Here is a 26675-nt window from a genome sequence, read left to right on the forward strand (position 1 = left end):
CGCCGACCGACTGCTGAGTGAGGTCGAATCCGGCGGGCTGGCCGGCCGTGGGGGTGCGGCCTTCCCGCTCGCGGTGAAGCTGCGGGCCGTGCGCGACAACGGGCGTCTGGCGGGTGGCTCGGTCGTCGTCGCCAACGGCGAGGAGGGCGAGCCCGCCTCCATCAAGGATCGCTGGTTGCTCCGCAACCGGCCGCACCTGGTGCTCGACGGGCTGCGACTTGCCGCCGCCATGGTGGCCGCCGGCCGCGCCTACGTCTACGTGTCCGACGCCGAATCCGCCCGCAGCGTGGAAGCCGCGCTGACAGAGCATGCGTTCGGCGACATCACGATTGAGCTGATCAACGTCGCGCCGGGGTACATCGCCGGCGAGGAGACCGCGGTCACCCGCGCGATCAACGGCGGACCGGTCAAGCCGACGGACAAGCCACCGCGGCCCTTCCAGCGGGGGGTCGGCGGGCGGCCCACCCTGGTGAGCAACGTGGAGACCCTGGCCAACCTGCCCTTCCTGCACCGGCACGGCTCGGCGGAGTTCCGCTCGGTGGGCACCTCGTTGTCGGTGGGCACCTTCCTGGTCACGCTGACGGGCGGCGGCCGACCACCGGGCCTCTACGAGGTGCCGCACGGCCTCCCCTTCCGTGAACTGCTTGCGCTGCACGGGATTTCGTCGGACCAGGTGCAGGGTGCGCTGCTGGGCGGTTACTTCGCCGGACTGCTCAACCGGGTTGTGCTGGACGCGACGCTGGACCACGAGACGCTGCGCGGACTGGGCAGCGGCCTGGGCTGCGGTGCGATCTCGGTGATCACCGACGACTGTCCCGTCGCCGTCGCCGCGTCCGTGCTGGCCTACTTCGATCGGGAAAACGCCGGGCAATGCGGTTCGTGTTTCAACGGGACCGCGGCGATGGCCGCGGTCGCCTGCGCGCTGCGTGACGGCGCCGCCACGCCCGACGACCTCGACCGGCTGCGCCGGTGGTCGGTGACGCTGCGCGGTCGCGGAGCGTGCGCCACGCTGGACGCCGCGACCAACGTGGCGGGCAGCCTGCTCGACCAGTTCCCGCAGACGGTGGCGCGGCATCTCGACAACACCTGTGAATCGTGCCGTGCCAACGTGTTTCGCGCCGAACGGCCATACGAGGTGGAGGCGGTGGTCTACGCGTGAGCGGGGGCATGAAAATCCATCTCGACCGCACCCTGTGCGACGGCTTCGGCATCTGCGCCAAGCACGCACCCGAGTACTTCTCGCTCGACGACTGGGGATACGCGTGCGTGATCGGGGACGGCACCGTCGCCGAGGCCGACCGCGACGCGGTCATGCGGGCCCTGATGGACTGCCCGGCGCACGCCATCATGGAGATGGACGAACGTCGACCGGATGACGTGGCGCCTCAACCGAGCACCGACGAGGATCCCGCCGCCCACGTCAACACCGAGGCGAACGAAGCCGAATGGGGTTTCACGCGTTGACACGTCCGCTGCCGCTGCTCACGCTGGACAACGAATTCTTCTGGACGTCAGGAGCCGACGGCACCCTGCGGATGCAGGAATGTCAGGCCTGCGAATCGCTGATCCATCCGCCGGCGCCGGTGTGCCGGTATTGCCGGGCGCGCGACATGGGTGTGCGGGACGTTTCCGGCAGGGCGACGCTGGCCGGGTTCACGGTGAATCATCGGTTCAGCCTGCCCGGGATGCCGGCCCCTTACGTGGTCGCGCAGGTGGCGATCGCGGAAGATCCCCGGGTCCGGCTGACCACCAACATCGTGGAGTGCGACCCCGGCCGGCTCGAGTTGGGCCAGCAGGTGGAGGTCGTCTTCGAGCACATCGAGGACGTCTGGCTGCCGCTCTTCCGGCCGGTTCCGGGAGCCGAATCCGGTTCCCTGCCGCCCGACGAGATCGAGCCCGAGCGCTTCGGTGAACACGTCCGCCCCATGCTCACCGCGGAGAAGTTCGAAGACAAGGTCGCGCTGACCGGAATCGGCATGTCACCGATCGGGCGGCGGTTGATGCAGCAGCCGCTGTCGCTGACGGTGCAGGCCTGCGAGGCCGCGATCGCCGACGCCGGGCTGACCCTCGCCGACATCGACGGCCTGTCCACCTACCCCGGCGCGATCAATGTCGGCGGCTTCGGCGAGGGCGGGGTGACCGCGCTGGAGGCGGCACTGGGCATCCGCCCGACCTGGCACAACGGCGCCATGGAGACCTTCGGTCCGGGCGGGTCGGTGATCGCCGCCATGCTCGCCGTCGCCGGCGGCCTGGCCCGGCACGTGCTGTGCTTCCGCACGCTGTGGGAAGCCACCCACAACGAGCTGATGAAGCAGGGCAAGGTCACCCCATCGATGGGCCGCGTCACGGGCTGGACATTCCCGTTCGGCGCCACCTCGGCCGCACACACCCTGGCGATGAACGCGCAGCGGCACTTCCACCGTTACGGCACGACGAAAGAGACGCTCGGCTGGATCGCGCTGAACCAGCGCGCCAACGCCGAGCTCAATCCGACCGCGGTCTATCGGACCCCGATGACGATGGACGACTACCTCAACGCCCGGCCCATCACCACACCGTTCGGCCTCTATGACTGCGACGTCCCGTGCGACGGCGCGATCGCCGTCATCGTCTCCGCCGTCGACGCGGCGCGCGACCTGGCCAAGCCGCCGGTTTTGGTCGAGGCGGTCGGCACGCAGATCATCGAGCGAATCGACTGGGACCAAAGCACTCTCACCCACGAGCCGCAGGTGCTGGGCCAAGCCGCGCACGTGTGGACCCGCACGTCGCTGCGCCCCACCGACGTCGACGTCGCCGAACTGTACGACGGCTTCACCATGAACTGCCTGTCCTGGATCGAGGCGCTGGGCTTCTGCGGCATCGGCGAGGCCAAAGAGTTTCTCGACGGCGGCAAGAACATCGCCCGCGACGGCCTGCTGCCGCTGAACACCCACGGCGGCCAGTTGTCGCACGGCCGCACCCACGGCATGGGCCTGCTGCACGAAGCGATCAGCCAACTGCGCGGCGAGGCCGGCGACCGGCAGGTCACCGGCCCCCGCGTCGGCGTCGTCAGCAGCGGCGGGCTCACGCCCAGCGGCGTTCTGCTTTTGCGGGCCGACGCGTGAGCGCCGCGCCGGCTGTCCGCCCCCGGTTGGTGATCGTCGACGGCGTGCCGATGTCGGCGCTAATCGCCGAAGCGCCCGAGCCCAAGGCCGTCATCGTGGCCATCCACGGCGGAGGCACCACCGCGGTCTACTTCGACTGCCCGGGCCACCCGTCCCTCTCGTTGCTGCGGACCGGCGCGGCAGCGGGATTCACCGTGGTGGCGCTCGATCGGCCCGGCTATGGCAGCTCGGCGCCTTATCCCGAGGCCATGGTCGAAGGCGATCAACGCGTCAACCTCGCCTACGGGGCGATCGACCGCATCATCGGCGAACGGCCAAGCGGCGCCGGCGTATTCGTGATGGGACACTCGGGCGGGTGCGAACTGACGATGCGGATGGCCGCCGACGAACGCGGCGGTGATCTGCTCGGCGTCGAATTAGCGGGCACCGGCCGGCACTGGCACCCCGCGGCCCGAGAGCTGCTCAAGACGGCGACCCGGCAGAGCCGCCCAGCCGGCATGCGCGAGCTGCTGTGGAGCCCGGAACGGCTGTATCCGCCCGAGATCCTCACCGGCGTAACGGTTTCCCCGTCGGCGCCCGCCTACGAGGACCAGGCGGTCTCGGACTGGGCCCGCCAGACCTTCCCGGCGCTCGCCCCCGCCGTGCGCGTCCCGGTGCATTTCAGCATTGCCGAGTACGAACGGGTCTGGCAGACCGACGATTCGGCGGTAACCGAGATCACCGCCATGTTCTCCGGCGCGCCCCGGTTCGCCGTGCACCGGCAGCCCGAGGCGGGACACAACATCAGCCTTGGCCACACCGCCCCGGATTATCACGCGGAGGTTCTTTCGTTCGCCGAGGAATGCGTGGCGGCCCGCGCGAACAAGGTTGACGCACACGATGACCTGGCGGCCGGATGAAAGTCGGATTCATCGGGCTGGGCAGCCAGGGCGGCCCGATGGCGCGGCGGATCGTCGACGCCGGCTACGAGACGACGCTGTGGGCGCGCAGGCCCGCGACCCTCGAGCCGTTCGCCGATACCCCGGCCATCCTCGCCGCGTCGCCCGCCGAACTCGCCGCGGCCAGCGACCTGGTCTGCCTGTGCGTGGTCGGCGACACCGACATCGAGGAAATCACCTCAGGCGAGGGCAGGCTGCTGGCGGCGATGGAACCGGGAGGCGTCATCGCGGTGCACAGCACGGTGCATCCCAACACATGCCGCGTGCTCGCGAAAAAAGCTGGCGCCCGAGGCGTTTCAGTCATCGACGCACCGGTCAGCGGCGGCGGTGGCGCCGCGTCCGAGGGCCGCCTGCTGGTGATGGTCGGCGGCGACGCCGACGTCGTCGAGCGCTGCCGCCCGGTGTTCGAAACCTACGCCGATCCGGTCGTGCACCTCGGCGACCTGGGGTCCGGGCAAACCACCAAACTGCTCAACAACCTGCTGTTCACCGCCAACCTGGGCACGGCGGCCGCCGCCCTGTCGCTGGCCGACGCGCTGGGTGTCTCCCCCGATCGGTTCATCGAAGTCGTCTCCCGCGGCAGCGCAAACAGCTTCGCGCTCAACGCCCTTGGCGGTGTGGGCGGCCTGGAGCGCCTGGGCGGCCTGGCGGGGACGCTGCTGCAGAAGGATGTCCGCCTGATCGCCGAACTCGCCGAGCGGGCCTCGGCCGACCCCGGTGCCGTGCTCGACGCCGCCGACGCCACGCTGGCTTCGATGGGACATCCCCGATGAGGGCCCGATGAGGGTCGGATTCATCGGCGCGGGCCGGATGGGACGCCCGATGGTGGCCCGCCTCGTCGAGGTCGGCCACGACGTACGGGTCCTGGGCCGGACGGACGAGCGGCGCCGCGACCTCGAGCGCCTGGGTGCCCGCCCGGTGAGCGGGGTGCCCGAGGCCGGCGCGCAGGCCGATGTCGTGATCGTCTGCGTGTTCACCGACGAACAGGTGCGGGAGGTCTGCCTGGACGGCGCCCTGCTGCCCACCATGGCGCCGGGTTCGACATTGGTGGTGCACACCACCGCAAGCCCGAGAACGATCGAGGCCGTCGCCGCCCGCGCCGACCATGTCGGGGTGGTCGACGCCCCGGTCAGCGGCGGCCCGCACGACATCGCGGCCGGCAGGTTGACGCTGTTCGCGGGTGGCGCCGACGACGCAGTGGCGCGGGTGCGAAACGTGCTGGGCTGCTATGGCGATCCGGTCGTGCACGTCGGACCGCTCGGCGCCGGCCAGAAGGTGAAGCTGGTCAACAACGCGCTGTTCGCCGCTCAGATCGGGCTGCTGGCGGAGTCGATCCGACTGGGCGAACGCCTGGGCGTGCCGGAGTCGACCCTGCTGGCCGCCCTGCCGCACGGCAGCGCAGCGAGCCGGGTGCTAGACATCGTCGCGGCCGGGGGTTCCGTCGCGTCGTTCGTCGAGGTCGCCGGCGAATTCGTCGGCAAAGACGTGTCGGTCGCCCGCGGCGTCGCCACGGAATTGGGCAGCGATCTCGGCGTTTTGGACGACGTCATCGACGGCGTGGGGCCCTTGGCAAATAACGCCCGGAGGGTTTGAGAAGGGGGCGTTTTGATCTTTCCGGTTCCACACGAAAGCGCTACCGTTAGCGTTACAGTCAGGCAATCCGCTGTAACGGTTTCAGCCCGCCGATGAGGAGCACGCAGTGACCAAACCGAAGGTTGTCTTCGATCCGTACTCCGAGGACTACTTCAACAACCCGTTCGACATCTACCGGCGGATGCGCGAGGACGCGCCACTGTATTACGACGAGAAAGAGGACTTCTACGCGCTGACCCGCCACGAGGACGTCGCGGCCGCGTTCAAAGACTTCGAGACCTATTCCTCGGCGCGCGGCTGCGACCTCGCGATGGTGCGGCGAGGCCTGTCCCCCGAGCAGAAGTCGATCATCTTCATGGACCCGCCGGAGCACCGCCACATGCGCAGCCTGCTCAACAAGGCGTTCACGCCGCGGGCCATTCAATCGCAGCGCGAGACGGTTGTCGAAGTCATCGACAAATACCTGGGCGTGGCCGATCCCGACCAATTCGACGTCGTTCAGGACTTCTCCGGGCCGTTCCCGGTGGAGGTCATCACCCGGATGGCCGGGGTGCCAGAGGAATACCGCCAGCAAGTGCGGCACTGGATCGACACCAGCCTGCATCACGAACCGGGACAGATCGAGATCAGCGAAGCCGGGATGCAGGCCAACATCGACACCGCGATGTACTACTTCGGCCTGATACAGGAGCGCCGCGCCGATCCGCAGGAGGACATGATCAGCAGGCTGATCGCCGCCGAGATCCCCGGCGATGACGGTCAGCCCCGCAAGCTGGACGACATCGAAATCACCGCCTTCGCCACCCTTTTGGGCGGGGCGGGCGCCGAGACCGTCACCAAGTTGCTGGGCAATGCTGCTGTGATCTTCGCCCGCAATCCCGACCAGTGGCAGCTGCTGCTCGACGACCGCGACAAGATCCCCGGTGCGGTCGAGGAGCTGTTGCGCTACGAGGGGCCGGTCCAGTACAACGTCCGCTACACCCTCAAGGAGGCACACGTCAGCGGCGGCGTGATTCCCGCGGGCAAACCGGTGTTCCTCTGCGGCGCCGCGGCGAACCGGGATCCGGACGCCTTCACCGACGCCGACACGTTCAACGTCGAGCGCGACCAGACCGAGGCGCAGCACCTCGGCCTCGGATACGGGATTCACAGCTGCCTGGGTGCGGCGCTGGCCCGCATGGAAAGCAGGATCGCGCTGGACCGGCTGCTGGACTTCATGCCGCGCTACGAGGTGGACTGGGCGGGGTGCGAGCGGGTGAACATGCAAAACGTCGCCGGCTGGAAGAATGTACCCGTCAAGGTGCTTCGGTAAAGGGGGCCGCAATGAGAATCGAAGTCGATTGGGACCTTTGCGAGAGCAACGGCGTTTGCATGGGCATCAACCCCGAGATATTTCACCTCGGCGACGACGACATGCTGACCGTCCTGAAGCCGGAGGTCACACCGGAGACCGAGGCGGACGTCCGCGAGGCCGTGCGTCAGTGCCCTCGCCAGGCGATCTCCATCGTGGAGTAGCGATCAGCTACTGGCCGAAGGTATTTCGAAGCCGGCGAGGATGACCGCGTTGCAGTCGGCCGCCGCTTGGCGCAGCTTCGCCGCCTTTTGGTAGGCCTCGGACTCGTACCACGCCCGGGCGGCATCCACCGATTCGAATTCCGGCACGACGGTCTGGTCGCCGTGCCAGCTGCCCTCGAGGGCCTTGGGAGCGGTGTCCACCGCGAGGATGTTGACGCCACCCATCGCCGCTCCCGCGGCTTGGCCGTAGGCCTTCATGCCCTCAGGATCTTTGATGGCCTCGGTGAGGATGACATATCCTTTGGGCATTACGTCTCCTTCGTGAGATCGCTGATGGCCTGCTCGGGACAGCATTGGATGGCCTCCTGGGTGGCGGCGTCGAATTCCGTTGGGACGTCGGAGGTTATCGCCTCCGCGTAGCCATCGTCGGTCAGGCTGAACACTTCCGGGCACAGCGTCGTGCACACGCCGTGGCCGCGACAGCGTTGGTCGTCGACCCAAACCCTCATGCCGGCGTGAACTCCAGGTGCAGTTCCGTCAGCCCGCGCAGGATGTAGGTCGGAACGTATTGGTAGCGGCGGTCATTCGCCGGACCGTGCACGCCCTCGTTGATCCTGATGTCGGATGTCCGGTCGAGCAGGCGCTCGATCGCCACCCGGGTTTCGGCGCGCGCCAGCGGTGCGCCGGGGCAGCTGTGGATGCCGCGCCCGAACGAGATGTGCTGGCGAGCGTTCTTGCGGGCGGGATCGAATGTGGCCGGGTCCTCGAACCGGCGCGGGTCCCGGTTGGCCGCCGCCTGCACGATCATCACGGTGGTGCCGGCGGGCAGGTCCACCCCGCCGACGTTGACCGGCCTGCGGTTCAGCCGGAAGTCACCTTTGACCGGGCTCTCGTGGCGCAGCGACTCTTCGATGAAATTGGGGATCAGGCTGCGGTCCTTGCGCAGCTGCGCCTGGATTTCCGGGCGCTCCCCGATGGTTTGCAGCGCGGCGCCGAGCAGCCGCACGGTGGTTTCCTGGCCAGCCGAGAAGACGTTGCTGGCGACGCGGGCCACGTCTTCGACCTCGGGGATCGAGCCGTCGGGGTAGGTCGCGGTGGCCAGGCCGGTCAGCACGTCGTCGCGGGGCTCGCGCCGGCGGTCCCGGACGTAATCGGAGAACAGGCCGTAGAGGAATTCCAGCGGACTGTGGGCCAGGGACCCCCTGGTGCCGCCGATGCCGCCACCTGCGTGCTCAGCTATGCCCTTGACGAACTTGCCGCGATCCTCCATGGGAACGCCGAGCAGGTCGGCGATGACCAGCAGCGTGAACGGGCCGGCGAAGCCCTTGATGAATTCGCCGTGCCCTGGCGCGAGGAACGTGTCGAGCGCCTGGTCGGCGAGCACCCACATGGCGTCCTCGTTCTCCTTGAGGCGCTTCGGGGTGATCAGCCGCATCATCAGGGAGCGGTGGTTGGTGTGGGTCGGCGGGTCGAGCGTGGGCAGCTGGTCGCTGAACGGCAGCTCGTCGCGGTGCTGCTCGATCAGCTCGGTCACGTCGTCACCCTCGAGCGGCACCGGGAAGCCGGGAAACGGTCCGGTCACCGAGATGCACGAGGACCACGTCTCGGCGTCGTTCAGCACTGCGCAGGCTTCGTCCCAACCCGTCACCATGGTGACGCCGTGGTGGCCTTCCCGGGTCACCGGGCATTGTTCCCGCAGCGACTCGTAGTAGGGATAGGGGTCCGCGATGAGCTCGGTACCCCGGAAGAAGTCCGTCTTGGAGAAGTCGTTCGCCATCTTGCTCCGTTCGAATCTCAGCAGTGAGAATGATCCTCTCAGAGATGAGCATTACATTTCCACACGGCCCGGACCCCGTCAACGACAGCTCGGGGCCGCCGACCGTGGCTCGAGCGGGTCGATCAGCCGGCGGGAACCAAGTCGGCGGCGACCGACGGGCATGCCATCAGGCCGCTCCGGAAGGTTTCGAGGCAACCGATCGAGCCGTGCGGCAACCCGCCACCATTCAGGGCCGCCGCGAGCGCCTGGGACTTGAAGATCGTCGCGGCCATGCTCAGCCGGTGTTGCACCAGGCCGACGCTGTCAGCCAGCTCGGCGGGCCAGGTTTCCCCCCACAGCGTCACCTCCGTGACCCCGTGATCGAGGGCTTGCAAGACGCCCTGCCGCACTCGCGAGTCGCATCCGAACAGGTCGGCCGCGGCCGCGAGCGCCTGGGGGCGGGGCCGCGATTCCACCGCGGCCAGGGCATCCTCGAGGTCGAGCGCCTGGGCGCCGACGATCTGCAGCGGCCGGGTGTCTGGGTGGTCGGCCAGGTCGGTCAGCAGCACGGTGACGTCCCAGCCCGCCATCGCACGGTCGAAGAGCCTGCCGCCGGCGAACCGCACCACGTCGACGACGCTCGAGGCGACGACGTCGAGCCGGTACCTCATGGCCTCCCGCTGGTCTTCGGCGGCGCGAAGTCCCGTGCCAGCGCCTCCGCGTACTCCTTGAACGCGTCGGTCAGCGGAATCGAAGGGTCGAGCAGCCATATTGTTTCCATTCCGTGGACGAAGGCGAGAATCTCGATTGCCTTGACGGCGGGGTCTATGTCGGGGCGGTAGCGGCCGTCGGCCTGACCGCGCCGGATGAGTTCGGCGACGATGTCGATCGCTTCGCGCTGCCTGGAAAGCATGCGGTTGTGCAGCGGGGCGTCGGGATCGATGTTTTCGATCAGCAGGACGGTGAACGTGCCCACCATGTCGGGTGCCCGGGTGAAGCGCTCGGCGACCCGGGCGATCTCGACCAGCAGATCACCGGTCCGGTCGGCATGGGAGTCGTCATCGGCGTCACGGGCGTCCAGCACCGCGTGTAGCAGCTGCTCCTTGGACTCGAAGTGATGCAGCAGGCCGGCGGGGGTGACGCCGGCCTCGCCGGCGATCTGGGCGAGGGTCGTGTTGCGCCAGCCGTTGCGGGTGAGCAGGCGCTGGGCGACGTCGAGGATCCGCTGCTTGCGGTCCTCGCCCTTGGCGAGCAGCGTGTCGTATCGCCGAGCGACGGGCAAAAGGGCTCCCTGGGTCAACGTCGTACCGATTCACCAACCTACTGAACACACAGTAGGTTGGTTTAGCCGTTGCGACAAGGGCCTCAGCCACGCCGCGTCAGGAAACGAGCTCGACCAGGGTGGCGTTGGCCGTGCCGCCGCCTTCGCACATCGTCTGCAGCCCGTAGCGAATGCCGTTGTCGCGCATGTGGTGCGCCATGCGCGTCATCAGCACCGCGCCGGACGCGCCGAGCGGGTGTCCCAGTGCGATGGCCCCGCCCAGCGGATTTGTCCGTCGCGGATCCGCACCCGTTTCCGCCAGCCAGGCCAGCGGGACCGGCGCAAACGCCTCGTTGACCTCGAAGACTCCCACGTCCGCCAGCGCGACGCCGGCCTTGGTCAGCACCTTCTCGGTCGCCGGAATGGGACCGGTGAGCATGAGCACCGGGTCCGCCCCGGTGACGGCGCCGGCGCGATAGCGCACCAGCGGCGTCAAACCCAGCTCGACCGCCATCTCCGACGTGGTCACGAGGAGGGCGGCCGCCCCGTCGGAGATCTGCGAGGAGTTGCCCGCGTGGATGACGCCGTCGTCGACGAACGCGGGCTTGAGCCCGGCCAGCTTCTCGACGCTGGTTCCGCGGCGCACGCCCTCGTCGGCCACCACGGTGCCGTCGTCGGTGAACACGGGCGCGATCTGATCGTCGAAGGCACCGGCGTCCTGGGCCGCGGCCGCCCGCTCGTGGGACTGGGCCGAGTACTCGTCGAGCCGGCCGCGGGAAAACCCCCACTTCTTGGCGATCATCTCCGCCGACAGGCCCTGGTTGAAGGAGAAATCGTCATAGCGCGCAAGCACTTTCGGGCCGTAGGGCATGCCGGTCGCCCTGGCCGCACCGAGCGGCACGCGGCTCATCACCTCGACACCGCCGGCCACGACGACGTCCTGTTGACCCGACATCACCGCCTGGGCGGCGAAATCGAGCGCCTGCTGGCTGGAACCGCAGGCCCGGTTGACCGTGGTTCCGGGGATGGTTTCCGGCCACCCGGCGGCCAGGACCGCGTAGCGCCCGATGTTGCTGGATTGGTCGCCGACCTGGGACACGCATCCCCAGATCACGTCGTCGACGATCTCCGGGCCGACGCCGGCGCGGTCCAGCAATTCGTTGAGCACGACCGCGGACAGGTCGGCGGCGTGCATGCCGGACAGCCCTCCGTTGCGCTTCCCTACTGCCGTCCGTACCGCCTCGACGATGACTGTCTCACGCATGTGCACTCCGTTTGCTCCGGGTATTTCTTTGATCCGACGTCAGATCTCGACAACGCCCACCTACCAGTAAACGACGAGCCGACCCGCGCGCGGGCTCTCATCGGTGAGATCGGCCGGCTCCGGTCACCAACGCCGATCGGCCGGTGAGGTCGAACAGCGGATTGGTCATCAGTAGCTCCTCGGCAATTTCAGGACGTTGGATCCCAGAAAGTTCAGGATCATTTCCTGGCTGACCGGCGCGATCTTCATCAGCCGGGCCTCACGGAAGTAGCGCGTGATGTGATATTCCTCCGCGTAACCCATGCCGCCGTGGGTCTGCAAGGCGCGGTCCGCCGCGGTGAAGCCCGCATCGGCGCACAGATATTTTGCGGTATTCGCCTCGCGGCCACAGGGTTTGCCGTTGTCGTACAACCAGGTGGCCTTGCGCAGCATCAACTCGGCGGCGTCGAGGCGTGCCAGCGAGTCGGCGAGCGGGAACTGCAGGCCCTGGTTCATGCCGATGGGCCGGCCGAAGACCTCACGCTCGTTGCCGTATTTCACCGCCTTGTCCAGCGCCACCCGGCCGATGCCGAGCGCCTCGGCGGCGATCAGCATCCGCTCCGGGTTCAGGCCGTCCAAGATGTACTGAAACCCGTTGCCCTCCTCGCCGATTCGGTCCTCGACCGGCACCTCCAGGTTGTCGATGAACAACTCGTTGGAGCTGACGGCGTTGCGGCCCATCTTGCGGATCGGGCGGATGTCGACGCGGCTGCGGTCCAGGTCGGTGATGAACAGGGTCATCCCGTCGGTCTTCTTGGTGACTTCCTCGTAGGCCTGGGTGCGGGTCAGCAGCAGGATCTTGTCGGACTCCATGGCTTTGGAGATCCACACCTTGCGGCCGTTGACGATGTAGCGATCGCCGTCCCGCTTGGCGAACGTGGTGATGCGTGAGGTGTCGAGCCCCGCGCCGGGTTCGGTCACCCCGAAGCAGACGTGCACGTCGCCGGTCGCGACCTTGGGCAGCGTGCGCGCCTTCAGTTCCTCGGAGCCGTGCACGACCACGGGTTGCATGCCGAAGATGGACAGGTGGATCGAGCTGGCCGCGTTCATGGCGCCGCCGGATTTGGCGACCTCCTCGAGCAAGATTGTGGCTTCGGTGATTCCGAGGCCGTGACCGCCGTACTCGACCGGGATCGTCATGCCGAGCCACCCGCCATCGGCGATGGCGTTGTAGAACTCCGTGGGAAACTCGTGCGCCTGGTCTTTTTCCATCCAGTACTGGTCGTCGAACTTTCGGGCCAACTCGGCGACCGACCGGCGGATCAGCTCCTGGTCATCGGTCAGCTCGAAGTTCATCCCATCGCCGGGCACTGCTGGGCCTCCTCTGGTTGAAATGCACCGGCGCACTGAGCTTTCCGGCGGCGCCTCAGTCCCGGTTGCCGGTGAGCTCTTTCGCGTTGGCCGCAAAGTCCGCGAACGAGGAACCCGCCCTGGTGTCTTTGTGGTGGCTCAACGCGCGAATGGACACGTCGTGTCCCTCGGCGGCCTTGCGCAGCGCCCCGACGGTCGCCTGTTCCCGGGTGATGTGGGTGAACGGGTCGAAGGAGTACCAGCGCATCGAGTTCTCGTAGGTGATCTTGTTGATCTCGTCGTCGGGCACGTTGTTGGTCGACAGAACGTCCCAAAGTTCTTCGGGCGCACCGGGCCACATCGAGTCGCTGTGCGGATAGTCTGCCTCCCACGCGATGTTGTCGATGCCGATCATGTTGCGTAACGCGACACCCACCTTGTCGCTGATGAAGCACGTCAGGAAGTGCTCACGGAAGACCTCGCTGGGTAGCTTGCCGCCGAAGTTCTGGTGCGTCCACGTCGAATGCATCTCGAAGGTGCGGTCGGCGCGCTCCAGGAAGTACGGGATCCACCCCGTGCCGCCCTCCGAGAGCGCGATTTTCAGATCCGGGTACTCCTTGATCGGCCTGGACCACAGCAGGTCCGCCGCCGCCTGCACGATGTTCATCGGCTGCAGCGTGATCATCACGTCCATCGGCGCGTCCGGCGCCGTGATCGCCAGCCGGCCTGAGGACCCGATGTGGATGTTCATCACGGTGTTGGTGTCGCACAAGGCGTTCCACAGCGGGTTCCAGTACTCGTCGTGGAAGCTCGGGTAACCCATCGCGGCCGGGTTCTCGGTGAACGTGAGGGCGTGCACACCCTTCTTCGAAACCCGGCGCACCTCCGCCGCGCATGCCTCGGCGTCCCAGATCACCGGTATCGCCATCGGAATGAAGCGCGCCGGATACGCGCCGCACCATTCTTCGATGTGCCAGTCGTTGTAGGCCTGCACCAACGCCACCGAGAAGTCGGGGTCATCGGTGGCGAACAGCCGCGCGGCGAAGCCGGGGAAGGACGGGAAGCAGATCGAGGCCAGAATGCCGCCGGCATTCATGTCCTTGATGCGCTCATCGACGTTGTAGCAGCCTGGCCGGATCTCGTCGAGCCCCGTGGGCTCGATCCCGTACTCCTCCTTGGGCCGGCCGGCGACCGCGTTGAGCGCCACGTTCGGGATCACCGTGTCGCGGAACTTCCACATGTCGGAGCCGTCGGGGTTGTGCACCAACCGCGGCGCGTCGTCCAGGTATTTCGAGGGCAGATGGTTCTTGAACATGTTCGGCGGCTCGACAGTGTGGTCGTCGACGCTGATCAGGATCATGTCTTCTTTGTTCATGGCCAGTCCTCTCCAAGTCTGATCCACCTGAGCGATTTGGACGCGCCGCTCCCGCACAGCATCGACGAATCACCGCCCGGCGCCAAGATCACTATTTTGAAAACTATCTTCTCGCGCAGCGAGAATCAACATCCATCCGCTGTTGCGGCGAACCGCCCCGGCCTGACCAGCGGCTACGCGACCGCGCCGGTTGCCGGCTTCGAAGCGACGAAGCGACAACAAAAGGCCTGGAAATGCGCGTCGGCCGGTCGGCTGCGGCGGGGCCCGGAGCCTGGCGCTGCCCCGGGGGCGCCGAGACGGGCGGCCGATGCGGATCCACGCAGCCGGGATTGACCGGCAGGCCGAATCATGCAACTCTGTTGGTTGGAAATGAGAATCCGATTCTCCTTGGCCGAGAGTTGGTTGAGAGGACGCCGAGAGGAGACGCGGATGCGCCTGCAGCCGCTGCCTGCCGATCAGTGGGACGAGGCTGCCGAGCAGGCACTGTCGGGGATGTTGCCCCCGGAGCGGCGTAATCCCCGGGATGCGGGCACGCTGATGTCGACGCTCGCCCGCCACCCGAAACTGGCCCGCGCATACCTGCGGTTCGGCGGGTACCTGCTCCTCGAGTCCTCGCTGCCGGCGCGCATCCGCGAGCTGGCGATCCTGCGTGTCGCCCATCGACGCGGCTGCGCCTACGAGTGGTCACACCACGTGGACATCGCGAAGAAGGCGGGACTGTCCGAAGCCGAGATCGCCGCCGCCCGAACCGGCGAGGCCGACGACGGGCTCGACCGCGCGGTATTCACGGCCGTCGACGAGCTCGACGAGAAGTCCAACCTCTCGGATGAGACGTGGACCGCCCTGTGCGAACGCCTTGACGAACACCAGCGGATGGACCTGGTCTTCACCATCGGCGGCTACATCGCGCTTGCGATGGCCATCAACACCTTTGGCGTACCGCTCGAGAACGAGAGAGGTTAGAGCCTTGCCCCACTTCCCAAAGCCAGCCGCCGGCAGCTGGACCGAGAATTATCCCGAACTGGGAACCGCGCCAGTCGATTACACCGATTCTATCGACCCGGCGTTTTTCGAAGCCGAACGCGACGCAATCTTCAAGCGGACGTGGCTCAACGTCGGCCGGGTGGAGCGGCTGCCACGCACCGGAAGCTACTTCACCAAGGAACTGCCGTCGGCCGGCAAGGGCATGTCGGTCATCGTCGTCAAGACCAGGGACGGATCGGTCAAGGCGTATCACAACGTCTGCCGCCACCGTGGAAACAAGTTGGTGTGGAACGACTTTCCACACGAGGAGACCTCCGGCACCTGTCGGCAGTTCACCTGCAAGTACCACGCCTGGCGCTACAGCCTGGACGGTGAGCTGACCTTCGTCCAGCAGGAGGATGAGTTCTTCGGCGTCGACAAGAGCAAGTACGGCCTGGTGCCGGTGCGTTGCGAGGTGTGGGAAGGCTTCATCTTCGTCAACTTCGACAATGGCGCGGCGCCGCTCACCGACTACCTCGGGCCGCTGGCCAAGGGCATCGAGGGCTACCCGTTCGGCGAGATGACGGAGACCTACTCCTACCGGGCCGAGGTCGGGAGCAACTGGAAGCTGTTCATCGACGCGTTCGTCGAGTTCTACCACGCGCCGATCCTGCATCAGGGCCAGTACACCAAGGAAGAAGCCGCCAAGATCCAGAAGTTCGGCTATGAGGCGCTGCACTACGAGTTGGCCGGCCCGCACAGCCTGCAGTCGACCTGGGGTGGTCAGGCGCCACCCCCGGACATGTCCATGGTCAAGCCGATGGACCAGGTGTTGCGCAGCGGTTTGTTCGGTCCCTGGGACAAGCCGGAGATCATCGAGAAGCTGGAGCTGCCACCGGGTGTCAACGTGAAGCGGGTGCCCCAGTGGGGCATCGACTCTTGGCACTTCTACCCGAACTTTATGCTGCTGATCTGGGAGCCGGGCTGGTTCCTGACGTACCACTACTGGCCGACCGCCGTGGACAAGCACATCTTCGAGTGCACGCTGTATTTCGTCCCGCCGCGCAACGCGCGGGAACGCCTGGCCCAGGAGTTGGCCGCCGTAACCTTCAAGGAATACGCGCTACAGGACGCCAACACGCTGGAAGCGACCCAAACCATGATCGGCACCAGGGCCGTCACAGAATTCCTGCTGTGCGACCAGGAAGTCCTGATTCGTCATCTGCACAAGGTGACCGGTGACTACGTGAAGGAGTACCAAAGCAATGGCGCTGCCGTCTGAATTCGCGGCCCTGCAGCCGTATTTGGATTGGGATCTGGCCACCGAGCCCGAGCGCTACGCCAAGCGTCTGGCGTCTACGATGGCCGAGATGCAGGAGTTTTACGATGTCGCGTTCCCGTTGCTGAACGACGCCATTGCCTACTGCGACAAGTACCCGTTGGACGATCTGCCCGACGACGCAAAGACTCTCATGCACATCATGCAGTCGCTCGTCATGGTGTCGTTTCCGGTCGAGGCGTGGAAACAGCCGCGCGTCCCCGACAGCGGCGCGGCTTGGGTCCAGTGCATCCGGGAGCCGGTGATCTGACCGGTGTTGACCCTCAAGGCCGCCGGGCTGCTCGACGTTGACGCCGGTGAGATCCTCCGGCCCGGCGTCCTGCGCATCGACGGCGACCGGATCGTCGGCATCGGCGGTGGTGTGGAGGGCGACCTGATCGACCTGGGCGAGGCGATCCTGCTACCCGGGCTGATGGACATGGAGGTCAACCTCCTGATGGGCGGGCGCGGGGAGAAGCCCGGTCTGTCCCAGGTGCAGGACGACCCGCCGACGCGGGTGCTGCGCGCGGTCGGCAACGCCCGCCGCACGCTGCGCGCCGGGTTCACGACGGTGCGCAACCTCGGGCTCTTCGTCAAGACCGGTGGCTACCTGCTCGACGTCGCACTGGGCAAGGCGATCGATGCGGGCTGGATCGACGGGCCCCGGGTGGTGCCGGCCGGACACGCCATCACCCCGACCGGCGGGCATCTGGACCCGACGATGTTCGCCGCGTTCGCGCCGCACGTCCTGGATCTGACCGTCGAGGAGGGCATCGCCAACGGCATCGACGAGATCCGCAAGGCGGTGCGTTACCAGATCAAGCACGGCGCCGAGCTGATCAAGGTGTGCTGCTCGGGCGGGGTGATGTCGCTGACAGGACCGCCTGGCGCGCAACATTATTCGGATGAGGAATTGCGCGCGATCGTCGATGAGGCACACCGGCGGGGCCTGCGCGTCGCCGCGCACACGCATGGCGCCGATGCTGTCAAGCATGCCGTCGCCGCCGGCATCGACTGCATCGAGCACGGCTTTTTGATCGATGACGAGGCCATCGCGCTGCTCGTCGAAAACGGCACCTTCCTGGTGAGCACCCGTCGGCTCGCCGACGGCGACGCGATGGACGTTTCGCACGCTCCGCCGGAGCTGCGGGCCAAGGCGGCCGAGATGTTTCCCAAGGCGCGTACCTCGATACTGGCCGCCTACGAGGCGGGCGTGAAGATCGCGGTGGGCACCGACGCGCCCGCGATTCCGCACGGCCGCAACGCCGACGAACTGGTCACCCTGGTGGACTGGGGCCTGCCGCCGCTGGCGGTGCTGCGGGCGGCCACGGTGATCGCGGCCGAACTGATCGATGCCACCGACCGGGGACGGCTCGCGCCGGGCCAGCTCGCCGACATCATCGCGGTTCCGGGAAACCCGTTGGAAGACATACGGGTTACCCAGAACGTCAGTTTCGTCATGAAAGGCGGCAAGGTCTATGTCGACAAGTCAACCAACCAGAACTGACGACCTGGTCGAGATCCAGCAGCTGCTCGCCCGCTACGCGGTCACCATCACCCAGGAAGACATCGAGGGACTTATCGCCGTGTTCGCGCCGGACGGAACCTACAGCGCCTTCGGCGACACCTACCGGCTGGACAGGTTCCCGGAGCTGGTGGCCGCGGCACCAAAGGGCTTGTTCCTCACCGGAACTGCGGTGGTCGACATCGACGGCGACTCGGCGAGCGGCACCCAACCGCTGTGCTTCATCGACCACGCCACGCATGACATGCGGATCGGCTACTACCGCGACACCTACGTCCGCACGGCCGACGGGTGGCGGCTGAAGACCCGGGCCATGACGTTCATCCGGCGCAGCGGCGTGCACGATTCAGGGCGCCCACACGCCGTCGGCCGGCCGCAGCCCTGAAAGCCGAGCCGTGAATGTCGAGGAGTTCCGGGCGGGCCTGCGCGCGTGGCTCGACGAGCATGACTTGAGCCCCGGCCCCGACCACTCGCTGCAGGGCCATATGCAGCAGTTCGCCCGCGTCAGCCGCGCGCTCTACGACGCCGATTGGATGCGCTACGGCTGGCCGGTCGAAGTCGGCGGATTGGGCGGCCCAGCCGTGCTTCGCGCGATCGTCGGCGAAGAGGTCGTCGGCCGGCGGCTCGCCGAGCCAGGTCCGTACTCGATGCTCGAGGTGCTCGCGCCGACGATGATCGACTATGCCCCCGCCGATCTCGCGGCCGAAATGGTGCCGCGGCTGCTGAGCGGTCGCGAGCAGTGGTGCCAGGGCTTTTCCGAACCGGGGTCCGGCAGCGACCTTGCCTCGCTGACCACCCGCGCCGCGCCCGACGGCGACAACTGGATCGTCAACGGGCAGAAGGTATGGACCAGCTTCGCGCAGTTCTCGACGCGCTGCGTCCTGCTCACCCGCACCGCGCCCGGCCACAACGGGATCACCGCCTTCTTCGTCGACCTGGACACGCCGGGCATCACGATCCGTCCGCTGCGCACGATGCACGGCGTCGACGAGTTCTGCGAGGTTTACTACGACGACGTGGCGGTCCCGGCGAGCCGGATGCTGGGCCGGCCGGGCGACGGCTGGCGGCTGGCGATGGACCTGCTGCCCTATGAGCGTTCCACCTGCTTCTGGCAGCGAATCGCCTATCTTTACTCGCGCTTCGATCAGCTCATCGCCGAGACTTCAGCAGCCGGCGAGCCGGACGAATCCGCGCTCGGCGCCGCCTATCTCGCGCTCCACACGCTGCGCTGCCGGTCACGTGCGACGCAGCACCGGCTGGGCGACGGAGCGCGGCTGGGGCCCGACACCTCCATTGACAAGGTGCTGCTGGCCACCGCCGAGCAGCGGCTCTACGACACCGTTCGGGACCTGTTGCCCGGGACGCTCGAGCTCGACGACACGCCGTGGCGCGCGGAGTATTTGTACTCGCGCGCGGCCACCATCTACGGCGGAACCGCCGAGATCCAGCGCAACATCATCGCCCGCCGACTGCTCGACCTCGGGAAGGAGTGATCGTGGACCCCGAGGCACTGCACATGCTGGCCGAATCCCTGCGCACCACGATGACCGCTGCGAGCGGCGCCAAGCTCGAGGCGGCGTTGTCCGACGTCGGCTGGCGCGACATGCTCGACGAAATACCTTACCTCGCAACCCCTTTGGTGTTCCGGCTGCTAGGCGAGACCGGCGCACACGCCCCCGTGCTCAACGACGTCGTGCTGAGCGCGGCCGGGGCGGCGGCCGGGGGCACCCCGCCGCTGCCGTTCGCCGGCGGCTCCTGGGTCGTGTGGGAGCGCGGCGACGGCACCGGCTCGGCGGTCGACGATGAGTTGCCGATACACCGTGTGCCGCAAGGGGATCCAGTGCCGCAGGCCGCACTGGCGGCGGGCCGTCGGGCGGTGGGCTGGTGGCTGATCGGGACCAGCCGGGCGATGCTGTCCCTGGCGCGCCGCCATGCCCTGGACCGCGTTCAATTCGGCCGCCACATCAGCTCGTTCCAGGCGATCCGGCACCGGCTGGCAGAGACCCTCGTCGCGATCGAGGGCGCCGAGGCGAACCTGGACGCCGCCGCGGAGCCGGACGACGCCGACGGGCTGGCTTCCCTGCTCGCCAAGGCCGCGGCCGGCGAGGCCGCGCGGACCGCCGCGCGCCACTGCCAGCAGGTGCTGGGCGGCATCGGCTTCACCGCCGAGCACCCCCTGCACCGCCACGTCAAGCGGTCGCTGGTCTTGGACGTTCTGCTCGGCAGCAGCCGGGAACTGACCCGTGAGGCCGGAACGATGCTGCGAGCCAAAGGTTTTGCGCCACGGCTGGCGGAGCTGTAACGCCCGGCCGACCTACGCCGTACACTCGTCTGGCAACCACGAGGATGGGACCCGATGAGTCAGCCCGATGCACCCCGGAACGAGGTTGGCGTTGCCTCGCTGCTCGTGGGCATGGTCGCGCTCCTCACCTGCTGGCTGCTCATTGGCGTGCCCTTCGGCATCGCGGCGGTGATAACCGGCGATGTCGGGCGCAGGCGAGTGCAGCGCGGCGAGGCGAACAATCCCCGAATCGCCGTCGCGGGGATGGTATTGGGGGCGGTGTCGATCGCGGCGGGGCTCGTCGCGATCGGTTATTACGCGTGGCTGGACGCCCGCTAATTGCGCGGCAGGCCGAGCACCCGTTCGGCGATGATGTTCCGCTGAATCTCGGAAGTGCCGCCGGCGATGGTCGCGGCGAAGGTCCGCGCGTATCGATCGAACCAGCTGCGATAGTGGCTGTCGAGGTTCAGCGGGGCGAACGGGGCCGTAACCGCGTGATAGACCAGCCCCTCGGCGCCCGCGGCGTGGAGCGCGTCCTCGGAGGCCCGTTGCAGGGCTTCCGAACCGAGTAGCTTGAGCACCGACTGGGCGGGTACGTCCTCTTCCCCACGGTCCGCGCGCGCCAACGCGGCAGACCCCAGCAGCCGCAGGGCATAGGAATCCATCACCAGCGTCGCGTAGCGATCGCGCTCAAGCGATCCCGACGGAGTGAAATCGACGGTCAGCTCGTGCAATAAGTCGACATAGCCCATCCACAGCATGACCCGCTCGTGGCCGAGGGAACCGGTCGCCACGCGCCAGCCGTCGTTGAGCTGACCCACCAGATTCTCGGCCGGCACCCGCACGTCGGTGAAAAACACCTCGTTGAAATCGACTTCGTCGCCGTCACACATCGACGCGAACGGGCGGCGGACCACACCCGGAGTATCGGTGGGAATCATCAACGCGCTGATGCCCTTGTGTTTGGGCTTGTCCGGAGCGGTGCGCACGAACGCCAACAGCACGTCGGCGTCGTGTGCGCCCGACGTCCACACCTTCTGCCCGTTGACCACGAAGTGGTCACCTTGTGAATCTGAGTCAAGCACCGCCCGCGTCTTCAACGACGCCAGGTCCGAGCCCGCGCCCGGCTCGCTCATCCCCAGCGATGCGGACGTCTCGGCCCGCAGAATCGGCACCGCCCATCGCCGCTTCTGCTCCGGGGTGCCGAACGTCAACAACGACGCCGCGATGATGCCCACGCCCTGCGGATTGAAACTCTGATAGATCCTCCGGCGCCCCAATTCCTCCAGATGCACGTATTGCTGCAGCAGCGTGGCGTTGCGGCCACCGAATTCCGGCGGATTGCCGGGCAGCAGCCAGCCACTGTCGAACAGCAGCCGTTGCCAACGCCGGGCCCACCCCGGGATGTGCGAACTCGACCGCGGTCGCTCGACCGCCTCGGCCTCCGACGGGAGATGTGCGTCCAGAAAAGCGATGAACTCGGCGCGGAACGCCTCCACGTCGGCGTCAAAAGTCAGTTGCACGGCACTCCCAGCGAGTTGGTTTCGGGATTCTCCGGGACGGCGCGTCCTGCTCTTTGCGATTCCGCTTCCCTACACACGTCTAAGAGAATAGTATTCTCGTCGTGAGAAAGTTACAATCTCCGACACGGCGTCCATAGGGGGTCGAGCACACCGATGGCACGGCGTTCTCCGGTAGAGTCCAACCATGTTCTCCCCGCGCGGCAATCGGCGGAGCCGCCCGTGACGAGCCCGAGCGAAGAACCCGCCTGGAAGCAGCGCGCTGTCGAACGGTCCATCAAAACCGCGAAACTGCGGGCGGCGCAACGCGTTCAGCGCTTCCTCGACGCCGCGCAAGCGATCATCATCGAGAAGGGCAGCACGGACTTTACGGTCCAGGAGGTCGTCGACCGTTCCCGCCAGTCGTTGCGGAGCTTTTACCTCCAGTTCGACGGCAAGCACGAGTTGCTGCTCGCGCTGTTCGAAGACGCGTTGAGCCGTTCCGCGGACCAGATCCGCGCGGCCACGGAGAGCCAGACCGACCCGCTGGAGCGCCTGAAGGTCGCCGTCGAGCTGTTGTACGAGGCGTCACGCCCCGACCCGACGGCCAAACGGCCGCTGTTCACGGACTTCGCGCCACGGTTGCTGGTTACGCATCCGGCCGAGGTCAAGGTCGCCCACGCGCCGCTGCTGGCGTTGCTCACCGAGCTCATGGAGGCGGCCTCCGACGCCGGCAGGCTGCGGCCCGGCGTCAACCCGCGCCGGATGGCCGCGATGACCATGCAGACCGTCATGTTCATCGCGCAATCCAGCGGCGGTTCCGACGACGCGACGATTCATCCCATCACCGCCGACGAGGTGTGGGACTTCTGCTCACGCGGATTCGTCGGCTGACCCCTCGGGGCTGACGCCCGTTCGCTTCGGGGATCTGAGCAAATAACGCACGCCAGTTGCCTTGCGAGAATCCGATTCTCTAATATCTAGAACCACAAGTAGCCGAAACGGATTCGTCGTTGACACCCGTTGCCGGGTGATGACAGAGTCACAGGCGGCACGATCCGCGATTCCGGGGGGAACGCGGTTCCGGCGAGAGGCGATTGACCCCGTGACACTCAGCGCGCCCAGCGAAATCCACTTCGACCCTTACGACGTAGGGCTCAACGCCGACCCGTACCCGATGTTTCGGCGGCTGCGCGAGGAGGCGCCTCTGTACTACAACGAGGAGCACGACTTCTATGCGCTGAGCCGGTTCGACGACGTCGACCGCGCGCTGGTCGATTTCCAGACCTTCAGTTCGGCGAAGGGCGCGATCCTCGAGCTGATCAAGGCGAACATCGACATTCCGCCGGGCGTGATCTTGTTCGAGGATCCGCCGATCCACGACGTCCACCGCAAGCTGCTGTCCCGGATGTTCACACCGCGCAAGATCAACGACCTCGAGCCGAAGATTCGCGAATTCTGTGCTCGCAGTTTGGATCCACTGGTCGGTGAGGACCGGTTCGACTTCGTCGCCGACCTTGGGGCGCAGATGCCGATGCGGGTGATCGGCATGCTGCTCGGCGTCCCCGAGGAGTTCCAGGAAGCCGCGCGCGATCGCGCCAACGCGAACCTGCGCACCGAGGCCGGCAAGCCGATGGACACCACTGGCGAACACATGATGAACGGCGAGTTTTTCGGCCAATTCATCGACTGGCGGGCCCAGCATCCCTCCGACGACATCATGACCGAACTGCTGCACGCCGAGTTCGAGGACGAGACGGGGACCGTTCGCCGGCTCACCCGCGAGGAACTTCTCATCTACATCAGCGTGGTTTCCGGTGCCGGCAACGAGACCACCACCCGGCTGATCGGGTGGACCGGCAAGGTGCTGGCCGAACACCCGGACCAGCGGCGCGCGCTGGTCGCCGACCGGTCGCTGATTCCGGCGGCCATCGAGGAGTTGCTGCGCTTCGAACCGCCCGCCCCGCACGTTGCCAGGTACGTCACCCTTGACGTCGAGTACCACGGCCGGCGCGTGCCCGCGGGCAGCGTCATGATGATGATCGTCGGCGCGGCCAACCGTGATCACCGCCAATTCCCGCCGGACGGAGACGTTTTCGACATTCGGCGGGAACCGCGCCAGCACCTGACGTTCAGTGTCGGCACCCATTACTGCCTCGGCTCCGCGCTGGCCCGCCTCGAGGGCCGCATCGCGCTCGAAGAGATCTTGAAGCGCTTCGGAGAATGGGACGTCGACCTTGCCGACGCCAAGCTGTCCCCGACTTCCACCGTGCGGGGATGGGAGACCATGCCGGCCGTTCTCGGCTGAGCTGTTGAGGAAATGAGGTAGTGGCCAATGACTGGACGGGTTGAAGGCAAAGTCGCTTTCATCACCGGGGCGGCACGCGGCCAGGGCCGCAGCCACGCGGTGCGGTTGGCGCAGGAGGGCGCCGACATCATCGCCGTGGACATCTGCAGGCCGATCCGCGAGGGCCTCGCCGACACGGCGATTCCGGCGTCGACGCCCGGGGATCTGGCGGAGACAGCCGACCTCGTGAAGGGCCATGACCGCCGGGTCTTCACGGCCGAAGTCGACGTGCGCGATTACGGCGCGCTGAAGGCCGCCGTTGACAACGGCGTGGAGCAGCTGGGCCGGCTGGACATCATCGTGGCCAACGCGGGCATCGGCAATGGCGGTGAAACGCTGGACAAAACCAGCGAAGAGGACTGGACGGAAATGATCGACGTCAACCTGTCGGGCGTGTGGAAGACGGTGAAGGCCAGTGTCCCGCACATCCTGGCCGGCGGCCGCGGCGGGTCGATCATCCTGACCAGCTCGGTCGGGGGGCTCAAGGCCTACCCGCACACCGGGCACTATGTCGCCGCCAAGCACGGCGTCGTCGGGTTGATGCGTGCCTTCGCGGTTGAGTTGGGGCAGAAGATGATTCGGGTCAACTCCGTGCACCCCACCCACGTGAGCACACCGATGATCATGAACGAGGGGACCTGGAGGATGTTCCGTCCGGATCTGGAGAACCCGGGTCCCGACGACATGGCGCCGATCTGTCAGATGTTCCACACGCTGCCGATCCCCTGGGTCGAGCCGGTCGACGTCAGCAACGCGGTGCTGTTCTTCGCCTCCGACGAGTCCCGCTACGTCACCGGGGTGACCCTGCCCATCGATGCGGGTAGCTGCTTGAAATAGGGTTCCGTCCCATGGACGGATTCGATGGACGCGGCGCCGTGGTCACCGGCGGGGCGAGTGGCATCGGTCTGGCCACCGCCACGGAATTTGCCCGCCGCGGAGCGAGGGTCGTAATCGCCGACGTCGACCAGCCCGCGCTCGAACAGGCCGTGGCGCACCTGGACGCCCAGGGGTATGACGCGCACGGCGTGATGTGCGACGTCCGGCACCTGGGCGAAATGCGTCACCTCGCCGACGAGGCCTTTCGCCTGCTCGGCCAGGTCGACGTGCTGTTCAGCAACGCCGGGATCGTCGTCGCGGGCCCGATCTCGGCAATGACCCACGACGACTGGCGCTGGGTGATCGACATCGACCTGTGGGGCTCGATCCACGCCGTCGAGGCGTTCCTGCCGAGATTGCTGGAGCAGGACACCGGCGGCCACATCGCGTTCACCGCGTCCTTCGCCGGACTGGTGCCCAACGCGGGCCTGGGCGCGTACGGCGTTGCGAAGTATGGCGTTGTGGGCCTGGCGGAGACGCTGGCGCGCGAGGTCAAGGACAACGGCATCGGTGTTTCGGTGCTGTGCCCGATGGTGGTCGAGACCAAGCTGGTCTCCAACTCGGAACGAATCCGCGGCGCGGATTACGGGCTGGCGTCATCGCCCGAGGGCACGTTCGGCCCGCTGCCGGCGCAGGACGAGGGCGTGAACGTCGTCGACGTGGCCAGGCTGACCGCCGACGCGATCCTGGCCAACCGCCTGTACATCCTGCCGCACGAGGCGGCGCGCGCCTCGGTCAAACGTCGCTTCGAGCGGATTGACCGTACGTTCGACGAACAGGCTGCCGAGGGCTGGGCCCATTAGAGACGCGCACCGGGATGAACAATGCCACGGCGGCCAACACGGCCAGCGACAACAGAATCGCGTTCAACGTCGCATCCCGGGAGTTGTACATCTGCAGCATCGACAGGTGATAAATGCAGTGCAGCGTGTTGAAGACGAGCCACATCACCGCGGTGACCCTGACCAGGGTTTGGTTGGCGACCAAGAGGAACGTCACGGCGGTGAGCGCCGCCATTGCCAGAAACATCGCACCGATGTCCTTGACGAAGTGCTCGTTGTATGGGCCGAGTTGCGGGAGCCAGCTCATGCCCAGACCGGGGAAATGGTCATACCAGTGGCGCGGCGCCACGTAGGCCCACACACCCGTGACGGCGCCGGCGGCGCCCAGAATAGCCAACACGCTTCGATGGAACAGTGCGTTCATACCCTTGAGACACCGCAGCGGTGAAAGATGTGACGACTCGCCCGAGACCGGGCCTAGAAGGGCTGCGGTGAGCCCTTCGTACGCCAACCGGATTCGCCCTACAGTGGACCACGACCGAGCAGGAAAGGCACCAGGAACATGGCTGAAGAGCTGACGCCGCATTTCGAGGACGTTCAGGCGCACTACGACCTCTCTGACGACTTCTTCCGCCTGTTCCTCGACCCCACCCAGATGTATACGTGCGCCTACTGGCTTGGCGGCGAAGACATGACTCTGGAACAGGCGCAGATCGCCAAGATCGACCTCTCGCTGAGCAAGCTGGACCTGCAGCCGGGCATGACACTGCTGGACCTTGGCTGCGGCTGGGGAGCGGCCATGATGCGAGCCATCGAGAAATACGACGTCAACGTCGTCGGCATCACGCTGTCCAAGAACCAGGTCGCCCACGTCGAGCAGCTGTTCGCCGCATCGGACAGCCCGCGTTCCAAGCGGGTGTTGCTCGAGGGCTGGGAGCGGTTTCACGAG

Annotated in this window: 31 protein-coding genes; 21 read left to right on the plus strand and 10 right to left on the minus strand. The window is 67.0% G+C overall.

Features of this window, described 5'->3' with window-relative positions; translation table 11 throughout:
- The 8 genes from VMD50_RS11505 to VMD50_RS11540 all read left to right on the plus strand — a co-directional run.
- The coding region (locus VMD50_RS11505) for an NADH-ubiquinone oxidoreductase-F iron-sulfur binding region domain-containing protein (RefSeq protein WP_325427879.1) at positions 1-1159 on the plus strand (1159 nt) is incomplete at its 5' end.
- Between the two features lie 8 nt (positions 1160-1167).
- On the plus strand, positions 1168-1464 hold the full coding sequence (locus tag VMD50_RS11510) for a ferredoxin (protein WP_325427880.1): 297 nt from the start codon (positions 1168-1170) through the stop codon (positions 1462-1464).
- Positions 1446-3104 carry a thiolase C-terminal domain-containing protein gene (locus VMD50_RS11515; protein WP_325427881.1) on the plus strand — a complete coding sequence of 553 codons (1659 nt, stop codon included), beginning with the start codon at positions 1446-1448 and terminating at the stop codon, positions 3102-3104. The genes VMD50_RS11510 and VMD50_RS11515 overlap by 19 nt, the downstream gene beginning before the upstream one ends.
- Before the next feature lie 50 nt (positions 3105-3154).
- Positions 3155-4003 (plus strand): alpha/beta hydrolase, encoded by an 849-nt coding sequence (locus tag VMD50_RS11520; protein WP_325427907.1) that lies wholly within the window; start codon positions 3155-3157, stop codon positions 4001-4003.
- Complete coding sequence (locus VMD50_RS11525) at positions 4000-4815, plus strand: NAD(P)-dependent oxidoreductase (protein ID WP_325427882.1); 816 nt, start codon at positions 4000-4002, stop codon at positions 4813-4815. The genes VMD50_RS11520 and VMD50_RS11525 overlap by 4 nt, the downstream gene beginning before the upstream one ends.
- 7 nt (positions 4816-4822) lie before the next feature.
- A complete protein-coding gene (locus VMD50_RS11530; RefSeq protein WP_325427883.1) occupies positions 4823-5635 on the plus strand; it encodes an NAD(P)-dependent oxidoreductase in 813 nt (270 codons plus the stop codon).
- A 106-nt stretch (positions 5636-5741) separates the two neighbouring features.
- Positions 5742-6947: a cytochrome P450 gene (locus tag VMD50_RS11535; protein ID WP_325427884.1), complete on the plus strand. Its 1206-nt coding sequence runs from the start codon at positions 5742-5744 to the stop codon at positions 6945-6947.
- A gap of 11 nt (positions 6948-6958) precedes the next feature.
- Positions 6959-7150 carry a ferredoxin gene (locus tag VMD50_RS11540; RefSeq protein ID WP_325427885.1) on the plus strand — a complete coding sequence of 64 codons (192 nt, stop codon included), beginning with the start codon at positions 6959-6961 and terminating at the stop codon, positions 7148-7150.
- A gap of 3 nt (positions 7151-7153) precedes the next feature.
- On the opposite strand, the gene VMD50_RS11545 is transcribed toward VMD50_RS11540, so the two are convergent.
- From VMD50_RS11545 to VMD50_RS11580, 8 genes are all read right to left on the minus strand, one after another.
- Positions 7154-7459 carry a DUF1330 domain-containing protein gene (locus VMD50_RS11545; RefSeq protein WP_325427886.1) on the minus strand — a complete coding sequence of 102 codons (306 nt, stop codon included), beginning with the start codon at positions 7457-7459 and terminating at the stop codon, positions 7154-7156.
- Positions 7459-7659, minus strand: coding sequence for a ferredoxin (locus VMD50_RS11550; protein WP_325427887.1), 201 nt, complete (start codon positions 7657-7659; stop codon positions 7459-7461). The genes VMD50_RS11545 and VMD50_RS11550 overlap by 1 nt, the downstream gene beginning before the upstream one ends.
- The gene (locus tag VMD50_RS11555) at positions 7656-8927 is read right to left on the minus strand and encodes a cytochrome P450 (RefSeq protein WP_325427888.1); all 1272 of its coding nucleotides are present in this window, start codon (positions 8925-8927) and stop codon (positions 7656-7658) included. Before VMD50_RS11555 ends, VMD50_RS11550 begins: the two co-directional genes overlap by 4 nt.
- Positions 8928-9049: 122 nt before the next feature.
- On the minus strand, positions 9050-9577 hold the full coding sequence (locus VMD50_RS11560) for a hypothetical protein (RefSeq protein WP_325427889.1): 528 nt from the start codon (positions 9575-9577) through the stop codon (positions 9050-9052).
- Positions 9574-10188: a TetR/AcrR family transcriptional regulator gene (locus VMD50_RS11565; RefSeq protein ID WP_325427890.1), complete on the minus strand. Its 615-nt coding sequence runs from the start codon at positions 10186-10188 to the stop codon at positions 9574-9576. The genes VMD50_RS11560 and VMD50_RS11565 overlap by 4 nt, the downstream gene beginning before the upstream one ends.
- Positions 10189-10285: 97 nt before the next feature.
- A complete protein-coding gene (locus VMD50_RS11570; RefSeq protein WP_325427891.1) occupies positions 10286-11431 on the minus strand; it encodes a thiolase family protein in 1146 nt (381 codons plus the stop codon).
- 168 nt (positions 11432-11599) lie between these two features.
- Entirely contained in the window at positions 11600-12766 is a 1167-nt protein-coding gene (locus tag VMD50_RS11575; RefSeq protein ID WP_325427908.1) for an acyl-CoA dehydrogenase family protein, read from the minus strand.
- A 70-nt stretch (positions 12767-12836) separates the two neighbouring features.
- Positions 12837-14135, minus strand: a complete 1299-nt coding sequence (locus VMD50_RS11580) for an amidohydrolase family protein (RefSeq protein WP_325427892.1) — start codon at positions 14133-14135, stop codon at positions 12837-12839.
- Between the two features lie 429 nt (positions 14136-14564).
- On the opposite strand from VMD50_RS11580, the gene VMD50_RS11585 reads away from it, so the two are divergent.
- The 8 genes from VMD50_RS11585 to VMD50_RS11620 are packed head-to-tail and all read left to right on the plus strand — an operon-like array spanning position 14565 to position 20561.
- The gene (locus VMD50_RS11585; protein ID WP_325427893.1) at positions 14565-15098 is read left to right on the plus strand and encodes a carboxymuconolactone decarboxylase family protein; all 534 of its coding nucleotides are present in this window, start codon (positions 14565-14567) and stop codon (positions 15096-15098) included.
- A gap of 4 nt (positions 15099-15102) precedes the next feature.
- Positions 15103-16380: an aromatic ring-hydroxylating oxygenase subunit alpha gene (locus tag VMD50_RS11590; protein WP_325427894.1), complete on the plus strand. Its 1278-nt coding sequence runs from the start codon at positions 15103-15105 to the stop codon at positions 16378-16380.
- Positions 16364-16687, plus strand: a complete 324-nt coding sequence (locus VMD50_RS11595) for a hypothetical protein (protein ID WP_325427895.1) — start codon at positions 16364-16366, stop codon at positions 16685-16687. The genes VMD50_RS11590 and VMD50_RS11595 overlap by 17 nt, the downstream gene beginning before the upstream one ends.
- Before the next feature lie 3 nt (positions 16688-16690).
- Complete coding sequence (locus tag VMD50_RS11600) at positions 16691-17923, plus strand: metal-dependent hydrolase family protein (RefSeq protein ID WP_325427896.1); 1233 nt, start codon at positions 16691-16693, stop codon at positions 17921-17923.
- On the plus strand, positions 17895-18326 hold the full coding sequence (locus VMD50_RS11605) for a nuclear transport factor 2 family protein (RefSeq protein ID WP_325427897.1): 432 nt from the start codon (positions 17895-17897) through the stop codon (positions 18324-18326). Before VMD50_RS11600 ends, VMD50_RS11605 begins: the two co-directional genes overlap by 29 nt.
- Positions 18327-18336: 10 nt before the next feature.
- Positions 18337-19434, plus strand: coding sequence for an acyl-CoA dehydrogenase family protein (locus tag VMD50_RS11610; RefSeq protein ID WP_325427898.1), 1098 nt, complete (start codon positions 18337-18339; stop codon positions 19432-19434).
- Positions 19435-19457: 23 nt separating this feature from the next.
- Complete coding sequence (locus tag VMD50_RS11615; protein WP_325427909.1) at positions 19458-20243, plus strand: acyl-CoA dehydrogenase family protein; 786 nt, start codon at positions 19458-19460, stop codon at positions 20241-20243.
- A gap of 54 nt (positions 20244-20297) precedes the next feature.
- Positions 20298-20561 (plus strand): DUF4190 domain-containing protein, encoded by a 264-nt coding sequence (locus VMD50_RS11620; protein WP_325427899.1) that lies wholly within the window; start codon positions 20298-20300, stop codon positions 20559-20561.
- On the opposite strand, the gene VMD50_RS30005 is transcribed toward VMD50_RS11620, so the two are convergent.
- Positions 20558-21745, minus strand: a complete 1188-nt coding sequence (locus VMD50_RS30005; protein ID WP_325427900.1) for an acyl-CoA dehydrogenase family protein — start codon at positions 21743-21745, stop codon at positions 20558-20560. The genes VMD50_RS11620 and VMD50_RS30005 overlap by 4 nt on opposite strands.
- A gap of 219 nt (positions 21746-21964) precedes the next feature.
- Between VMD50_RS30005 and VMD50_RS11630 the strand changes: the two genes are divergently transcribed.
- The 4 genes from VMD50_RS11630 to VMD50_RS11645 all read left to right on the plus strand — a co-directional run bounded on the left by VMD50_RS11630 (position 21965) and on the right by VMD50_RS11645 (position 25747).
- Positions 21965-22615 (plus strand): TetR/AcrR family transcriptional regulator, encoded by a 651-nt coding sequence (locus VMD50_RS11630; protein WP_325427901.1) that lies wholly within the window; start codon positions 21965-21967, stop codon positions 22613-22615.
- Positions 22616-22826: 211 nt separating this feature from the next.
- Entirely contained in the window at positions 22827-24029 is a 1203-nt protein-coding gene (locus VMD50_RS11635) for a cytochrome P450 (protein ID WP_325427902.1), read from the plus strand.
- A 27-nt stretch (positions 24030-24056) separates the two neighbouring features.
- Positions 24057-24905, plus strand: coding sequence for a mycofactocin-coupled SDR family oxidoreductase (locus VMD50_RS11640; RefSeq protein WP_325427903.1), 849 nt, complete (start codon positions 24057-24059; stop codon positions 24903-24905).
- A gap of 11 nt (positions 24906-24916) precedes the next feature.
- A complete protein-coding gene (locus tag VMD50_RS11645) occupies positions 24917-25747 on the plus strand; it encodes an SDR family NAD(P)-dependent oxidoreductase (protein ID WP_325427904.1) in 831 nt (276 codons plus the stop codon).
- Here VMD50_RS11645 and VMD50_RS11650 read toward each other — a convergent pair.
- On the minus strand, positions 25680-26126 hold the full coding sequence (locus VMD50_RS11650; protein ID WP_325427905.1) for a hypothetical protein: 447 nt from the start codon (positions 26124-26126) through the stop codon (positions 25680-25682). The genes VMD50_RS11645 and VMD50_RS11650 overlap by 68 nt on opposite strands.
- Before the next feature lie 162 nt (positions 26127-26288).
- Here VMD50_RS11650 and VMD50_RS11655 point away from each other — a divergent pair.
- Positions 26289-26675: class I SAM-dependent methyltransferase (locus VMD50_RS11655; RefSeq protein WP_325427906.1), on the plus strand; the 387-nt coding region annotated here is incomplete at its 3' end.

The sequence above is a fragment of the Mycobacterium sp. genome (assembly GCF_035506235.1).
Taxonomy (GTDB): Bacteria; Actinomycetota; Actinomycetes; order Mycobacteriales; family Mycobacteriaceae; genus Mycobacterium.

Excerpts from the sequence above, each read along its gene's own strand:
- VMD50_RS11510 (WP_325427880.1), top strand. The coding sequence starts at position 1,168 with ATGAAAATCCATCTCGACCGCACCCTGTGCGACGGCTTCGGCATCTGC.
- VMD50_RS11515 (WP_325427881.1), top strand. The coding sequence starts at position 1,446 with ATGGGGTTTCACGCGTTGACACGTCCGCTGCCGCTGCTCACGCTGGAC.
- VMD50_RS11520 (WP_325427907.1), top strand. The coding sequence starts at position 3,155 with ATGTCGGCGCTAATCGCCGAAGCGCCCGAGCCCAAGGCCGTCATCGTG.
- VMD50_RS11525 (WP_325427882.1), top strand. The coding sequence starts at position 4,000 with ATGAAAGTCGGATTCATCGGGCTGGGCAGCCAGGGCGGCCCGATGGCG.
- VMD50_RS11530 (WP_325427883.1), top strand. The coding sequence starts at position 4,823 with ATGAGGGTCGGATTCATCGGCGCGGGCCGGATGGGACGCCCGATGGTG.
- VMD50_RS11540 (WP_325427885.1), top strand. The coding sequence starts at position 6,959 with ATGAGAATCGAAGTCGATTGGGACCTTTGCGAGAGCAACGGCGTTTGC.
- VMD50_RS11545 (WP_325427886.1), bottom strand. The coding sequence starts at position 7,459 with ATGCCCAAAGGATATGTCATCCTCACCGAGGCCATCAAAGATCCTGAG.
- VMD50_RS11550 (WP_325427887.1), bottom strand. The coding sequence starts at position 7,659 with ATGAGGGTTTGGGTCGACGACCAACGCTGTCGCGGCCACGGCGTGTGC.
- VMD50_RS11555 (WP_325427888.1), bottom strand. The coding sequence starts at position 8,927 with ATGGCGAACGACTTCTCCAAGACGGACTTCTTCCGGGGTACCGAGCTC.
- VMD50_RS11560 (WP_325427889.1), bottom strand. The coding sequence starts at position 9,577 with ATGAGGTACCGGCTCGACGTCGTCGCCTCGAGCGTCGTCGACGTGGTG.
- VMD50_RS11570 (WP_325427891.1), bottom strand. The coding sequence starts at position 11,431 with ATGCGTGAGACAGTCATCGTCGAGGCGGTACGGACGGCAGTAGGGAAG.
- VMD50_RS11575 (WP_325427908.1), bottom strand. The coding sequence starts at position 12,766 with ATGAACTTCGAGCTGACCGATGACCAGGAGCTGATCCGCCGGTCGGTC.
- VMD50_RS11580 (WP_325427892.1), bottom strand. The coding sequence starts at position 14,135 with ATGAACAAAGAAGACATGATCCTGATCAGCGTCGACGACCACACTGTC.
- VMD50_RS11585 (WP_325427893.1), top strand. The coding sequence starts at position 14,565 with ATGCGCCTGCAGCCGCTGCCTGCCGATCAGTGGGACGAGGCTGCCGAG.
- VMD50_RS11595 (WP_325427895.1), top strand. The coding sequence starts at position 16,364 with ATGGCGCTGCCGTCTGAATTCGCGGCCCTGCAGCCGTATTTGGATTGG.
- VMD50_RS11605 (WP_325427897.1), top strand. The coding sequence starts at position 17,895 with ATGTCGACAAGTCAACCAACCAGAACTGACGACCTGGTCGAGATCCAG.
- VMD50_RS11615 (WP_325427909.1), top strand. The coding sequence starts at position 19,458 with ATGCTGGCCGAATCCCTGCGCACCACGATGACCGCTGCGAGCGGCGCC.
- VMD50_RS11620 (WP_325427899.1), top strand. The coding sequence starts at position 20,298 with ATGAGTCAGCCCGATGCACCCCGGAACGAGGTTGGCGTTGCCTCGCTG.
- VMD50_RS11640 (WP_325427903.1), top strand. The coding sequence starts at position 24,057 with ATGACTGGACGGGTTGAAGGCAAAGTCGCTTTCATCACCGGGGCGGCA.
- VMD50_RS11645 (WP_325427904.1), top strand. The coding sequence starts at position 24,917 with ATGGACGGATTCGATGGACGCGGCGCCGTGGTCACCGGCGGGGCGAGT.